Source organism: Escherichia sp. MAL-1 (genome assembly GCF_052948035.1).
Map to the genome: position 1 here is coordinate 464,878 of NZ_CM129609.1, position 12,784 is coordinate 477,661.

General features: G+C 49.3%; 12 protein-coding genes. 1 reads left to right on the forward strand and 11 read right to left on the reverse strand.

Features of this window, described 5'->3' with window-relative positions:
- Nucleotides 1–28 precede the first annotated feature (28 nt).
- The 4 genes from ACU8XX_RS02285 to acrE form a co-directional block, all read right to left on the reverse strand.
- Nucleotides 29–1,054: an amino acid ABC transporter substrate-binding protein gene (locus tag ACU8XX_RS02285; RefSeq protein ID WP_000738568.1), complete on the reverse strand. Its 1,026-nt coding sequence runs from the start codon at nucleotides 1,052–1,054 to the stop codon at nucleotides 29–31.
- Between the two features lie 430 nt (nucleotides 1,055–1,484).
- Nucleotides 1,485–1,706, reverse strand: coding sequence for a membrane protein (locus ACU8XX_RS02290; protein ID WP_000825639.1), 222 nt, complete (start codon nucleotides 1,704–1,706; stop codon nucleotides 1,485–1,487).
- Nucleotides 1,707–1,958: 252 nt separating this feature from the next.
- Nucleotides 1,959–5,063, reverse strand: a complete 3,105-nt coding sequence (gene acrF, locus ACU8XX_RS02295; RefSeq protein WP_112033960.1) for a multidrug efflux RND transporter permease subunit AcrF — start codon at nucleotides 5,061–5,063, stop codon at nucleotides 1,959–1,961.
- An 11-nt stretch (nucleotides 5,064–5,074) separates the two neighbouring features.
- Complete coding sequence (acrE, locus tag ACU8XX_RS02300; RefSeq protein WP_016241657.1) at nucleotides 5,075–6,232, reverse strand: multidrug efflux RND transporter periplasmic adaptor subunit AcrE; 1,158 nt, start codon at nucleotides 6,230–6,232, stop codon at nucleotides 5,075–5,077.
- A 398-nt stretch (nucleotides 6,233–6,630) separates the two neighbouring features.
- On the opposite strand from acrE, the gene acrS reads away from it, so the two are divergent.
- On the forward strand, nucleotides 6,631–7,293 hold the full coding sequence (acrS, locus tag ACU8XX_RS02305) for a multidrug efflux transporter transcriptional repressor AcrS (RefSeq protein WP_001129518.1): 663 nt from the start codon (nucleotides 6,631–6,633) through the stop codon (nucleotides 7,291–7,293).
- Between the two features lie 2 nt (nucleotides 7,294–7,295).
- On the opposite strand, the gene ACU8XX_RS02310 is transcribed toward acrS, so the two are convergent.
- The 7 genes from ACU8XX_RS02310 to ACU8XX_RS02340 all read right to left on the reverse strand — a co-directional run bounded on the left by ACU8XX_RS02310 (nucleotide 7,296) and on the right by ACU8XX_RS02340 (nucleotide 12,721).
- Nucleotides 7,296–7,475 (reverse strand): DUF2556 family protein, encoded by a 180-nt coding sequence (locus ACU8XX_RS02310; protein WP_001295275.1) that lies wholly within the window; start codon nucleotides 7,473–7,475, stop codon nucleotides 7,296–7,298.
- An 83-nt stretch (nucleotides 7,476–7,558) separates the two neighbouring features.
- Entirely contained in the window at nucleotides 7,559–8,443 is an 885-nt protein-coding gene (gene yhdJ / locus ACU8XX_RS02315; RefSeq protein ID WP_240765353.1) for an adenine-specific DNA-methyltransferase, read from the reverse strand.
- An 85-nt stretch (nucleotides 8,444–8,528) separates the two neighbouring features.
- Nucleotides 8,529–8,825, reverse strand: coding sequence for a DNA-binding transcriptional regulator Fis (gene fis / locus ACU8XX_RS02320; protein WP_000462905.1), 297 nt, complete (start codon nucleotides 8,823–8,825; stop codon nucleotides 8,529–8,531).
- A gap of 25 nt (nucleotides 8,826–8,850) precedes the next feature.
- Nucleotides 8,851–9,816, reverse strand: a complete 966-nt coding sequence (gene dusB, locus ACU8XX_RS02325; RefSeq protein WP_001219652.1) for a tRNA dihydrouridine synthase DusB — start codon at nucleotides 9,814–9,816, stop codon at nucleotides 8,851–8,853.
- A 328-nt stretch (nucleotides 9,817–10,144) separates the two neighbouring features.
- On the reverse strand, nucleotides 10,145–11,026 hold the full coding sequence (gene prmA, locus ACU8XX_RS02330) for a 50S ribosomal protein L11 methyltransferase (protein ID WP_001145827.1): 882 nt from the start codon (nucleotides 11,024–11,026) through the stop codon (nucleotides 10,145–10,147).
- An 11-nt stretch (nucleotides 11,027–11,037) separates the two neighbouring features.
- A complete protein-coding gene (gene panF, locus ACU8XX_RS02335) occupies nucleotides 11,038–12,489 on the reverse strand; it encodes a sodium/pantothenate symporter (protein ID WP_001175728.1) in 1,452 nt (483 codons plus the stop codon).
- A complete protein-coding gene (locus tag ACU8XX_RS02340) occupies nucleotides 12,479–12,721 on the reverse strand; it encodes a YhdT family protein (protein ID WP_000381173.1) in 243 nt (80 codons plus the stop codon). Before ACU8XX_RS02340 ends, panF begins: the two co-directional genes overlap by 11 nt.
- Nucleotides 12,722–12,784: the final 63 nt, after the last annotated feature.

Genomic DNA, 12,784 nt, shown 5'->3' on the forward strand with positions numbered 1-12,784 from the left:
GTCGCGACGCTCGTTACCTCACACCGACTTAACGCACGGGCGGTGCGTACTGAATACCGCCGTTATTCCAGAGATTATTTTGCCCACGTTTAATTTTCAGCGGGCTTTCTGAACCTACGTTACGCTCAAAAATTTCCGAGTAGTTACCCACCTGTTTGATGATGTTATAGGCCCATTTATTATCCAACTTCAGATCCTTGCCGTAATCGCCTTCTTTACCCAGCAGATGTGCCATATCAGGCGTTGCTGGATTAGCCGCTTTTTCATCAACGTTCTGGGAATTGATGCCCATCTCTTCAGCATTCAGCATGGCGAAAAGCGTCCAGCGTACAATCGAGAACCATTCATCATCGCCACGACGAACTACCGGCCCAAGCGGTTCTTTAGAGATAACCTCCGGTAAGACAATCCATTCAGCTGGGTTGCTTAATTTGATGCGCAGGGCATACAGTTGCGACTGATCCGAGGCCAGCGTATCGCAGCGACCAGATTCCAGTGCCTTCGCTGATTCGTCAGAGCGATCGAAAGTCACCGGTGTGTACTTCATATTGTTTGCCTTGAAATAGTCGGCAACGTTGAGTTCGGTATCAGTACCCGCCTGAATACAGACGGTAGCGCCATCCAGTTCTTTCGCGCTTTTTAGCCCCGCTTTATCGTGCGTCAGGAAGCCAATGCCGTCGTAATAAGTGACGCCAGTAAATGCCATTCCCATCCCGGCGTCGCGAGATGAAGTCCAGGTCGTATTACGGGAGAGCAAATCCACTTCCCCTGACTGTAAAGCCGTGAAGCGTTCTTTTGCTGTGAGTGGGGTATATTTCACTTTCGTGTCGTCACCAAATACAGCAGCGGCAACACCACGACAAATATCAACATCAATACCTGAAAATTTACCGTCAGCATCGGCATAAGAGAACCCAGGTAATCCATCACTGATCCCGCATTGCACAAAACCTTTTTTCTGTACGGCATCAAGCGTCGCGCCAGCATGCGCCTGATTTGCAACGGCAAGCAGCACGCTGGCGGCAGCCAGTGTGGCTATCATCATCTTTTTCATAATGCTTCCTGTGAGGCGAAAATTATCGTTATAGGACGTTTGGGAAACGTCTTTTACCTGTCTGTGGCCATCCTCTTATAAGCAAAAGTAGTGCCAGCTTTTGCGCACGATTTCGCGTCGCAATAAGCTGAGTGTAGACAGGAAATAATAAAAACAGCGCCCCGCAATGGTGCGAAAATGAAACATGCGCCACATTTTGGCGCAAAATATTTACGCGTGTTTTACTAAGCAGAATAATGATTGTTAGCGTGAGTATATTTCTGGTGAGAAGTGTGAAAGTTAAATTGATGCGTTATTTCGAAAGCAGCGAAATAACGCGATATAACATGCTAAATCAGCAGAGAATTAGCCAGCAGAATATAGCAATATTTTATCTTATGTAAAGATACTGTATCGTTAAACAGAGCGCGAAACTTCGCGCCCTGTTCAGTTATTTCGACAGAGCGATGATCCCCATCGTCAGGCCAGCAACAGCTGCTGCTCCGCCAGCAATAGCTCCAGCCGTTTCCCAGTTATCCTGAGTTGTGCCTTTCATACAGGTATTGGTGTGAACCAGACGCCCCTGATCGTCATAAACCGGAACGCAGGGCGAATCGTGAGCACAGCCCGCCAGCAATGCGGTGAGCAATGCCACAGGAATTAATCTTTTCATGGTGTTACCTCAGTAATAAACGCTAACGTTTAATAAGTTAACTCTCTTATTAACGAGCTGAATGCCATTTTATCACCGGAGGTTATAAATCTTGCGGAATGAATAATGACAAATTATGTGAATTGTAAAAATAGTGAAGGGAGCGGGAACTATAGAAAGCTTTTAAAGAGTGAGCAAAAGAATATCTTATTAATTTTTATGGGTTTCACTGAAAATAACAAAAGCACCCGAAAGCGTCTTTATGTTTCAGATTTATCCTTTAAAGCAACGGCGGATCACCACAAAGAACACCGGTACGAAGAAGATTGCCAGCAACGTTGCAGAGACCATTCCTCCCATTACCCCGATACCCACTGCGTTCTGCGCGCCACTGCCGGCACCGTTACTGATAGCTAGCGGTAATACGCCGAGAATAAAGGCGAGAGAGGTCATCAGGATAGGACGCAGACGCATACGTACTGCCATCAGTGTCGCTTCAACAACACCTTTACCCTCTTTCTCCATGAGATCTTTAGCGAACTCAACAATCAAAATAGCGTTTTTGGCCGACAAGCCAATTGTCGTTAGCAAGCCCACCATAAAGTAGACGTCATTTTTTTGATTAAAGAGTGTCGCCGCCAGCAGCACGCCGACAATCCCTAACGGCACGACCAACATAACCGAGACAGGAATTGACCAGCTTTCATAGAGTGCAGCAAGGCACAGGAAAACAACCACAAAGGAAATTGCTACCAGAGCGGGAGCCTGGTTTCCCGATAAGTGTTCCTGATACGACATACCCGTCCAGTCATAACCAATGCCCGCAGGTAATTTTGACGCAAGGTTTTCCATCAACGCCATGGCATCGCCGGAACTGGTTCCTGGCGCGGCTTCCCCCTGAATCTCCATTGACGGCAGACCGTTGTAGCGTTCCAGTCGCGGAGAGCCATACACCCAATGTGAAGTGGTAAAGGCAGAGAATGGCACCATTTCGCCGTTGGCGCTGCGGACATAAAGTTTATCGACATCTTCTGGCAGCATACGGAATTTGGCATCCGCCTGAACATACACCTTTTTCACACGACCACGGTCGATGAAGTCGTTAACGTAAGTCCCACCCAGCGCCGTTGAAATGGTCTGATTGATGTCAGAAAGTGAAACACCTAATGCCTGCGCCTTTTCCTGGTCAACTTCCAGTTTAAACTGCGCGGTGTCTTCCAGGCCATTAGGACGCACGCTGACTAAGCTGGCAGGATGTTGCGCAGCCATACCAAGCAACTGGTTACGGGCCTGGGTTAGGGCATCGTGACCCAGCCCAGCCTGATCAATTAACTCAAAGTCGAAACCCGTTGCCGTGCCCAGTTCAACAATGGCTGGCATATTGAATGGAATGACAAAACCGTCGCGGATCTTGCCCAATTCCATTTTGGCACGATGGATTACCGCTTCCGCACTGTTTTCATCACCATTACGCTCTTCCCACGGTTTCAGACTGACGAAGGCCATACCGGCGTTTTGTGCCTGGCCGCTGAAGCTAAAGCCGTTAACCGTAAAGACACTTTCAACGTTCGCTTTCTCGTTTTTCAGATAGTAATCCGTCACTTGATCCAACACTTTTTGCGTCCGCTCTTGCGTCGCGCCAGCGGGTAACTGAATCATGGTCAGAAAGACACCCTGATCCTCTTCAGGTAAGAAGGAAGACGGAAGACGTAAAAACAACACCACCATTCCTGCAACAATCAGCGCATAGATCAGTAAATATCGTCCTGTGGAACCGAGGATTTTGCCGACGCTGTTGGTGTAGTGGTTAACGCTATGATCGAAGGTGGTATTAAACCAGCCGAAGAAACCGCCCTTATTTTCGTGATGCTCAGCAGAGACGGGTTTAAGCAGCGTTGCACATAACGCAGGGGTAAGAATCAATGCCACCAGAACAGAAAGCGCCATTGCCGAAACGATGGTGATAGAGAACTGGCGATAAATTGCCCCAGTAGAACCGCCGAAGAATGCCATCGGAATAAATACCGCTGACAGCACCATCGCGATACCCACCAGTGCGCCCTGAATTTGCGACATTGATTTTTCCGTCGCTTCTTTTGGCGGGAGCTTATCCTCCATCATCACGCGCTCGACGTTCTCCACCACCACTATCGCATCATCGACGAGCAGCCCGATGGCAAGCACCATCCCGAACATCGTTAGTGTGTTGATGGAGTAACCAAAAGCGGCGAGGATGGCAAACGTCCCTAACAACACCACGGGTACCGCAATGGTGGGGATCAGCGTTGCTCGCATATTCTGCAAGAACAGATACATCACCAGGAACACCAGCATAATGGCTTCGAACAGCGTTTTTACCACTTCGTGAATAGAAAGCTGGACGAATGGCGTGGTGTCATAAGGGTAGAGAACCTTCATTCCCTGCGGGAAGAATGGCTGTAATTCCGCCAGTTTTGCCTTAATGGCTTTCGCGGTATCGAGAGCATTCGCGCCGGTTGCCAGCTTAATCCCCAGGCCCGCCGCCGGTTTTCCGTTGATGCGAGCGATAACGTTATAGTTTTCACCGCCAAGTTCAACCCGTGCGACATCTTTCAGACGCACCACCGAGCCGTCACTGTTTACGCGCAGGGTCACTTTGCCGAATTCTTCCGGATTTTTTAACCGCGTCTGAGCAATAATCGAGGCATTCAACTGTTGCCCTGGTAACGCTGGCGTTCCGCCCAACTGTCCGGCAGCGATCTGATCGTTCTGTACCTTCAACTGGTTAATCACATCAACCGGTGTCAGTTTATATTTGTTTAGCAGATCGGCGTCCAGCCAGATACGCATCGCATACTGTGCGCCGAAAAGCTGTACGTCACCGACGCCATTCAGACGGCTAAGCGTATCTTTAACGTTAGAGGCCACATAGTCCGAGATATCGTCCTGTGTGGTGTCTGGGTTATCAGAGACAAAGCCCGCCACCATCAAATAGCTGCTACTGGACTTTTCAACACTGATCCCCTGCTGCTGAACCTCCTGCGGCAGCAACGGCGTGGCGAGCTGGAGTTTGTTCTGCACCTGCACTTGCGCGATATCAGGATCGGTCCCGGACTGGAAGGTAAGGGTAATTGTCACGCTACCGGCGGAATCGCTGGTGGAGGACATATACATCAGGTTATCGATACCATTCATATTCTGTTCGATAACCTGCGTCACCGTATCCTGCACGGTCTGCGCATCAGCACCTGGATAGTTTGCCGAAACAGAAACCGCAGGCGGTGCAATGGTTGGATACTGAGCGACGGGCAATTGTAGGATCGCCAGTGCGCCCGCCATCATCAGAATAATGGCCAGCACCCATGCAAATATCGGTCGTCGAATAAAAAAGTTTGCCATGTCAGATTACCTTACTTCGATGCAGTATCTGCGGGGGTATCGGTAGTGGCTTTAACCTGCTCTCCCGGACGCGCTTTTTGCAGGCCGCTGACAATGACTTGATCGCCAGATTTCAGACCTTCGCTAATCAACCATTTATCGCCAATCGCCTGACTGGCAACGACAGGGCGCGCTTCCACCTGACTTTTATCGTTAACAATCAGCACGGTTGCATCACCACGCGGTGTGCGGCTAACGCCTTGTTGCGGGATAAGAATGGCGTCAGGTTGGACGCCTTCATCAATCCGTGCACGCACAAACATACCCGGCAAAAGCGTATGTTGCGGGTTAGGGAAGACAGCACGTAGGGTTATGGAGCCGGTGCTTTCATCAACGGTCACATCAGAGAATTGCAGCGTACCTTTCAGGGGATAGGTTTGACCGTTTTCCATGACCAACTCTACGTTGCTGGTGGCGTTTTCCTTATGCAAATTTCCTTGCTCTACGGATTGCTTCAGCCTCATAAAATCGTTGCTGGATTGGGTCACATCAACGTAGATAGGATCGAGCTGCTGGACAGTCGCCAGTTCAGTCGTTTGCCCATTAGTGACAAGAGCGCCTTCGGTCACGGTCGATTTGCCGATACGTCCGCTAATTGGCGCAGTCACTTTGGTATAAGCGAGATTGATGCGAGCGCTTTCGACTGTGGCTTTTGCGGCAATCACGGCGGCATCGGCCTGGCGAGCATCAGCAATGGCCTGGTCGTACTCCTGCTGGCTGATGTATTTCGTACCCATGAGCGGAACGTAACGTTTTACCGTCAAATGCGCGATGGCGGCGGCGGCTTCACTTTTCGCCAGTTCGCCTTTCGCGCTGTCATAATTTGCCTGATAGGTCGCGGGATCGATCTGGTACAGGGACTGGCCTGCTTGTACATCGCTGCCTTCAGTGAAATTACGATTCAGTACGATCCCGCTAACCTGTGGGCGAACTTCGGCTATACGGTAAGCATTGGTGCGGCCTGGTAATTCAGTCTTAACTTCTAACGGGGCCGTTTTCACAATATGAACGGTAACCTGCGGTTCACCGACGTGAGCTTTCTCTTCTCCCTTATCGTTACAACCGGCGATTAAAGCCGCGGAGATCAGAATAAAGGAGGGCAGGAGGAAAAACCTGGCATGTTTCGTCATTACTATTCCTCAAAAAACCAAAAGCGCGTTATTTACCCAGAAAGGCAACGCGTTAACTCGCAGAAAGAAAAATACAGTTTGCTATCCTACAAATTATCATTCGTCGATGTAAGGAATAGTTATGAATACTGGCGTCTCAAGGCACATAAACACAAAAAAAGATTAATATTCTACTGTTTTATTTTGACGCGGGTTGAAAGAGGCAGAATTAAAACCTCGTAAATTGAAATATATATTCATGTGGCGAATGTATTTTAGGTAAATAATATATATTATTTATTTGACGATTTATAGCAACTCAATGTTACCCTCTCGTATAAATACACATTAGATGATAGATTAACCTTCGCTATTTTCTCACCCTGTGTCGAATATATTTATTTCCTGAATAATTAATCATGGCAAAAAGAACCAAAGCCGAAGCTCTGAAGACCCGGCAAGAACTGATTGAAACTGCCATCGCCCAGTTTGCGCAACATGGCGTAAGCAAGACGACGCTCAACGACATTGCCGATGCCGCTAACGTTACGCGTGGCGCTATCTACTGGCACTTCGAGAACAAGACCCAACTGTTTAATGAGATGTGGTTGCAACAGCCTTCATTGCGGGAGTTAATACAGGAACACTTGACGGCTGGATTAGAGCATGACCCGTTTCAACAATTGCGTGAAAAATTGATTGTCGGCTTGCAATATATTGCCAAAATTCCCCGCCAGCAGGCGTTGCTGAAAATCTTATATCACAAATGTGAATTTAATGATGAGATGCTGGCCGAGGGAGTGATACGCGAAAAGATGGGCTTTAATCCGCAGACTCTCCGCGAAGTATTGCAGGCGTGTCAGCAACAAGGTTGTGTAGCAAATAACCTCGATTTAGATGTTGTGATGATTATTATTGATGGTGCCTTCAGCGGAATTGTTCAAAACTGGTTAATGAATATGGCGGGTTATGATCTTTATAAACAAGCACCCGCGCTGGTCGATAACGTATTAAGAATGTTCATGCCAGATGAAAACATAACGAAATTAATTCATCAAACGAATGAATTAAGTGTCATGTAAATTCACATTCTGTCCTGAAAATTCAGTTCGTCACAGTTAACCAGTTTTAGTGGATTAACTGAGTTCATATTACGGCATTTGTCTGTTTCTGTTGCCAGCAGTTCAATCCACTGCATCAGTAAAGTATCAAACAGAAAAACGAAGACAGCGAAAACGACGAGCCACCAATACTTGCGAATCATTACCTGAGCCTGTGCATGTTTAACCAAGTCTGGCAGGAAATATACACGAAATGAATAATCTGAAAACCAGGCTTACACTTCCTTTACTTTGCAATGAGATCGGGGTCAACTTCGCTAACCCGGCATCGTTTTGACCGGTTGCCCGTCTTTCTTTTTTTCACTTTCGCCAGTTCTTCCGCGGAGTAATGCAACGCGACATCCAGCCGTCGAAGCCCCATTTTGATGTACTCGCTGTTGATCTCAATACCAATGAATTTTCGTCCGCTGGCGATGGCTACGGCACCGGTAGTAAAGCTACCGGCAAACGGGTCGAGAACGATATCGCCTGGGTTGGAAGAGGCGAGAATAATGCGTTTCAGTAAGGCTTCCGGTTTTTGCGTCGGGTGGTTCTCATATTCATCCATTAAATAACGCACGCGCGGAAAATCCCAGACGTTACCCGGTACTTTTTGATGATTGTATGGCTGTGGAGGATTTTTGCGATAATCGATCAACGCGCGCTGCGATCCGGTTTTGGCTTCTACCAGAATAGCATCACCGTTGAATGTGTAGTTCTTTGCGTCTTTCACCATCATCAGGATGGGTTCGTACATGGAGCCGTAGTGTTTTTTCGCCTGTACTCCAGAACTGTCATATGACCAGACGATGCGACTTTTGATGGTAAAAAGCTTGCGGCACTGGAGATCGATAAAGGGCATGTTTTCCGTACTGTTCATAATGTACATGCTGCCCTGCTTTTTCAGAACGCGGTGGCACTCTGCAATCACTTCAAACAGCCAGTCGATAAACAGATCTTCTTTCCAGGCTTCGATCAGACCATCAAAATTTTTACCGATGTTATACGGTGGGTCGGCAAAGATCAGATCGACGCTTTCAGTAGGTAGCTTTTTAAGTTCGGCAAGGGCATCACCGTGAATAATGGTCTTAGCTTCATTACCAAACCGGGTCGGTTCACATCCTGTTCTCATGGTCACTCCCTTTGTGACACCTATAAAAAAGGCGCTTCCCCATGCCGAGTAGCGCCTTTTTAATCAAGCATTTAGCTAACCTGAATTAGTTCATGCCGTATTTTTTCAATTTTTTACGCAGCGTACCACGGTTGATGCCCATCATCAGCGCAGCACGGGTCTGGTTACCACGGGTGTATTGCATCACCATGTCCAACAGGGGCTGTTCTACTTCAGCCAGTACCAGCTCATAGAGGTCATTCACATCCTGACCATTCAGTTGAGCAAAATAGTTCTTCAGTGCCTGTTTAACCGAGTCACGCAGGGGTTTTTGGGTTACCTGATCCTGAGAGTTAACGGTAGAAACGGTCAGTACGTCAGAATTTACGCGTTGTTCGAACATAGTTCTGTCAGCTCTTTATTTCTGTTTACGCAAAATTTTCGAAGTATGCCTCCAACGCCTCCAGCTGTTCGCTGGCATCCTCAATGGCGTTGAATGTGCGCCGAAACTGGTCATTTGGAGCGTGTTCCTGGAGATACCAGGAAACGTGTTTACGTGCAATTCGGTACCCTTTTGCCGGACCATAAAAGTCATGCAGTTCCCGAACGTGCGCGCAAAGCAAGCGCTTAACCTCTGCCAAAGGCAGCGGGGGCAGCAACTCCCCAGTGTCCAGATAATGCTGGATTTCCCGAAAGATCCAGGGTCTTCCCTGAGCTGCGCGGCCTATCATCAGGGCATCCGCCCCTGTATAGTCGAGCACAGCTCTGGCTTTAAGCGGGTCAGTAATGTCGCCATTCGCGATAACCGGAATGGAAACTTTCTGCTTAACTGCCCGAATACTGTCGTACTCAGCTTCTCCATTGAACAAACAGGCGCGTGTACGGCCATGAATGGTCAGAGCCTGAATGCCACAGTCTTCAGCCAGTTGGGCAATCTCTTCGCAGTTACGGTGTTCCGGTGCCCAGCCGGTGCGAATCTTCAGGGTAACAGGAACGTCCACTGCATTGACGACCTCGGTAAGGATCGATTTAACGACATCCGGGTACTGCAAGAGGGCTGAACCTGCGAGCTTGCGATTCACTTTTTTAGCCGGGCAACCCATATTGATATCAATAATCTGGGCACCGCTTTCCACGTTAATACGTGCTGCATCTGCCATTTCTTTCGGATCGCTACCAGCAATTTGCACGGTGCGAATACCGGGTTCATCAATGTGCACCATCCGTAAACGAGATTTGTCGCTTTCCCAAACCTGTGGGTTAGAAGACATCATCTCGGATACTGTCAATCCGGCTCCCATCTCGTAGCACAACGTCCGAAAAGGTCTGTCTGTAATGCCAGCCATGGGCGCTGCGATCAGGCGATTTCTGAGCTGATATTGTCCGATGCGCATGAGTTAAGAAATGACCATACTGTGACTGCAAGGCGGCGTATATTACGCATTTTTTGCACGAGATGAAAGGCCAAACTTTGACCAATCCTCTGAGATGGATCAAAGAATTGCATTTAAAATGAGCGTGGTGCGATAATTACTCATAAAAATCATCATATTAGAAAATAGTGACTAAAATTTACACTCAAAGAAATTTGAGTAAGTTCTCAATTTTTCTTTATGAATGAAAATTTTGGCACGCAAATTTGCGTAAATAATCGGCAAATTTACGTGCCTTTTGTGAGCTTGCTCGCACTTCGCCCCGCGTCACCCTACGGCGATGCGAAGGTTAATTCTTACGACCGGTAATACGGCACCACTCTTCTTTTTCCACGACCGGGTCCAGTGCGAAGCTATCGGCATAAGCTTCACAAACGCTCTCTGCCTGGCTTGCCAGAATACCGGAAAGGCCCAGCAAACCGCCTGAAACCGGCAGGACGCTGATTAACGGTGCCAGTTCACGTAATGGGCCTGCAAGGATGTTAGCGACCACCACGTCGGCTTTCATTTCTTCTGGCTGATCTTTCGGTAAGTAGAGTTCCAGACGGTCAGAAACGCCATTACGTTCGGCGTTATCGCGGCTGGCCTGAATCGCCTGCGGATCGATATCAATACCAATGGCTTTTGCTGCACCCAGTTTCAGCGCCGCGATCGCCAGAATGCCGGAACCACAGCCAAAGTCGATGACTGTTTTACCGGTTAAATCGAGGCTGTCGAGCCATTGCAGGCACAGAGAGGTGGTTGGATGGGTACCCGTACCAAACGCCAGCCCTGGATCTAACATCACGTTGACGGCGTTTTCGTCCGGCACATCACGCCAGCTAGGGCAGATCCACAGTCGTTCACCAAAGCGCATCGGGTGGAAATTATCCATCCATTCGCGCTCCCAGTCTTTATCTTCTAGTTGTTCGATTTTATGCGCGAAGCCTGCGCCGAGCAGCGGATGGTTTTCCAGAATCGCCACCACGTCGTTCATATCGGTTTCAGCGTCGAACAGACCAATCACATCGGTGTCGCCCCACAGGCGCGTTTCGCCCGGCAGCGGTTCAAATACTGGCGTATCGTGGGTATCCTGAAAAGTGATAGAAACGGCACCCGCTTCCATCAGCGCATCGCTAAGATCTTCCGCGTTCGCGCCGGTGGTGTTCAGTTTCAGTTGGATCCAAGGCATGGCAAAACTCTTTATTTATCAGTAGTCAAAACGGTAGCTTGCGGGACGGATGTACCGAAACGGTTTCCGACCAGGAAAGCCAGCAAACTTAGTAGTAACGAGGGCACGATAGGGTGGAAGCCCAGGTACTGAATATTCAGCGTCGCGAGTACGGCATACAGCACGCCGCCAACGATCATCGCACTTAGCGCGCCTTTGGCGTTGGCGCGTTCCCAGTAAAGACCCAGCACCAGCGGCCACAGGAAAACGGCTTCCAGCCCACCGAAGGCCAACAAATTCAGCCAGATGATCATTTCTGGCGGCTTCCAGGCGGCAAGCAGCAGCAACGCGCCGAGAACTAACGTAATTACCGCCGACATCCGCTTCAGACGCGTCTCGTTTTGCATTTGATCCGGACGGATATTCAGATAGAGATCTTTAATGATCGTAGCGGAACTTTGCAGCAGTTGGGCGTTAATTGTCGACATGATCGCAGCCATCGGTGCAGCCAGGAAGATCCCGGCAGCAAACGGTGGCAGCACTTTTACCATTAACGTTGGGATCACCAGGTCCGGTACGGTGAGATCGGGGATCACCGCCCGACCTAACGCTCCGGCCAGGTGCATACCGAACATCAGAATTGCGACCACAATCGTACCGATGATGATCCCCCGATGTACGGCTTTGCTGTCTTTATAAGAGATACAGCGCACCGCAGTATGCGGCAGGCCAATCACGCCAAAACACACCAGTACCCAGAACGACGTCATAAAGGCAGGCGACAGAATATCGTCAGCGCCTTGTGGCGTAACCAGTTGCGGATCGATGGTTTGCAAGGTCTGTACTGCGTTACTTAAGCCGCCAGCGGCATGTACTACGCCAATAAGCAGCACAACGGTGCCAATCAGCATCACAAGCCCTTGCATGGTGTCGTTCAGCACGCTGGCGCGAAAGCCACCAAAGGCGGTATATAACGCAATGCTGATACCAAAAATCAGCAGCCCGGTTTCATAAGGAATACCCGCCGCGGTTTCCAGCAGGCGCGCACCGCCGATAAACTGCACGGTCATCGCACCAACGAACGCAACCAGCAAACTCAAACTCGCCAGCCACACCAGAAGACGACTCTGGTAGCGGGCAAACAGCATATCGTTCAGCGTCACTGCATTGTAGCGGCGCGCAAGAATCGCAAACTTCTTGCCGAGAATACCGAGTGAAAGCCAGACTGCAGGAAGCTGAATCATCGCCAGCAATACCCAGCCCAGCCCGTATTTATAAGCAGCTCCTGGCCCGCCGATAAACGAACTGGCACTGATATAGGTCGCGGTGAGCGTCATCGCCAGCACAATACCGCCCATAGAGCGGCTGCCGAGGAAATACTCATTAAGGAAGGTGCCGGTGCTCCGTTTACGCATCGCATAAACCGAGATACCGAACACCACCACCAGATAGGCGACCAGCGGTAGAATTACTTCAAGCTGCATCGTCATCCTCCAGTGGGATATCGCGATAGATAAATTTCACCATCGCCCAGCACAGTCCAATAAACAGCAGCGGCGTCAGGATGCAGGCCATCTCAAACCAGCGCGGAAAGCCGGTAAAACCGGGGGCAACGCCAGATAAGTAAGCGGCTACTAACCAAACTGCCAGATACAAAAGGGTCAGCCCCAGCGCCCAGCGCGCCTCTTTATGGGCCTGAACAAAACGAGTGTCCATTTTTTGTCCCTGATGGGTGAAGAAAGCGGGGATTGTACCTTATGGGGGTTGTCGATCCCCAGT